Source organism: Edaphobacter aggregans DSM 19364, assembly GCF_000745965.1.
In the GTDB taxonomy this organism is placed as follows: Bacteria; Acidobacteriota; Terriglobia; order Terriglobales; family Acidobacteriaceae; genus Edaphobacter; species Edaphobacter aggregans.
In genome coordinates this window covers 1-1,970 of sequence record NZ_JQKI01000309.1, presented here as the reverse complement: position 1 = coordinate 1,970, position 1,970 = coordinate 1, and the positions used below count along the sequence as shown (strand labels likewise).

Annotated in this window: 1 protein-coding gene; it reads right to left on the bottom strand. The window is 56.7% G+C overall.

The genetic code is table 11. From position 1 onward, the window contains the following. On the bottom strand, window positions 1–1,893 hold a 1,893-nt coding region (locus Q363_RS31430; RefSeq protein WP_035358675.1), incomplete at its 3' end, for a recombinase family protein. Window positions 1,894–1,970: the final 77 nt, after the last annotated feature.

Sequence of the window (1,970 nt, the reverse complement as noted above, 5' to 3'; positions counted from 1 at the left end):
CTGCAAGCGCGTCGCCATCTCCATTACAGTAAGCATCCCAGCCTCTCTCAAGCGATCATAACGGGGACGCAGCGAGTAGCACGTCTGAATGCGAGCGATGATCCGAGAGCTAAATCTTTCTCCGCGCCCGGGCCTTAGTTTGCGTTCGTTCAGAAGCGCGGCGATCTCGCCGTAGGTGTGATGGTCCAGCAGACGATCCACCTCGGCAACGATCTCGGTTGGGGTGGTCCAGGTTTCCCAGGAAAGCTGTGGTTTGCGCATGCTGAATGTTTTTGTCGCACCGCCACGGCAGCGAAGGTGAAGGGTGATCGTATCAGCGTAGAGAAGAGTGATATCTTCAATCAGCAAACGTGCCATTCTCTTCCGATCTCGATGCGTAATGGATGGATCACTCCACACGCGTGGAAAGTCCTCGGCGAGTTGCAAAATGGCTTGCCGCTGCTCTTCGCTGATCCTCTTACGATCCCGTTCCCGTAGCCGCTCACATTCCTGTTGGGTTTCCGCCAGAAGTTTTAGTTTCTGGTTCCAATCGGCCTCGAGTGAATCAGCCACCAGGCGATTGTCAGGATCGACGCGCATGTATCGGCGTTGGGCCAGTTCCGCTTCATAGCGGGCCCGCTCGACTTGATGCCCGCGAAGACGATCACTTTCCTCCAGTTGTGCTTGCAGTTCCTGCTGTACAGCCAACGCTACGTCAAGTGTGATGGGGTTGATGAACTCTACCAGCAGGTCTGCTACAAACCGATCGACTTCAGCCCCCGAGACCCGTTGGCAGATCGGCTCGGCATTTTCGATTCCTTTCCGTTGACAGACATAGTCCGGTGCCAGGCCGCCGCGGCGCCAGTGATAACGGACTGTCATGCGCCGACCGCAGCGTCCGCAAACGATCAGACCTTGCAAGAGAGCAGGGCCTTCTCGGGCAGGACTCTTGTCTCGCTCGCCGCCTTGGGCATGAGCATTTTCCTGTAACCGCCGCTGGTTAAGCTCATGTTCTTCCCAGCTAATGTAAGCGGGATGAGCATCTCCTACAAACGCATGCCACTGCTCGCGCGGTAGGTGTTGCACAAGCGTCTCACCATCGATCGTCTTGCGGCAACGAGTGCGTCCATAGATAAAGACGCCGGCGTACCGAGGGTTGTGTAACAACCGGAGTACATGACAATGTTCCAGCTTGCCCCAAAGGACGTCGCCCTTTCTGGTACCGGAGTAGAGCCGCCGCGGAAACAGCAATCCTTCCTGCCGGAAGGCACGCACCGTGGCCAGAGCGGAGCCGGTTCGTCGAAATGTCTCAAACACCAGCCGAACGGCCTGCTGAATCTGCCCGTCGGGATCGAACACCATACGGGCGTTGGCATCATACGCATAGCCGATAGGCGGCCGCATCATGAGCTCTCCGCGGCGGGCTTTATTAAGAATGCCGCCTTGCAAACGTGCCCGGAGTACGTGCAGTTCTGCTTCGCTCATCGTTCCCTTCAACCCGAGAAGTAAACGATCGTTGAAGTGAGATGGATCGTAAATACCGTCCTCGTCCAGGATGAGAGTGTCGGTGAGAGCGCAGATCTCGAGCAGTCGATGCCAATCCGTTGAGTTCCGCGCCAAACGAGACACTTCCAGTCCCAGCACAATACCCACGTGCGCCATGCTTACTTCCGACACCAGACGCCGAAATCCTTCACGGTCGCTCGAAGCGCCCGACAGCCCAAGATCGCTGTCGATGACGATAATGCGATCGAGCGGCCATCCCAGCGCCACCGCTTGTTCGCGCAATCCGTATTGTCGTTGGGTGCTCTCCGTGTTTTCGAAAACTTGTCGAAGCGACGATTGCCGCACATAGAGGTAGGCAGTCCGTTTCAAATGACTCGCTTTGACTTTTTGATGGACGTCGTGATTCATCTCCCCTCCTGAACGGTTCGCGCCAACAGCATGCCGGTGAGGAGAACAATCACGTCGTTCTGCACCGGCGCAAGCAA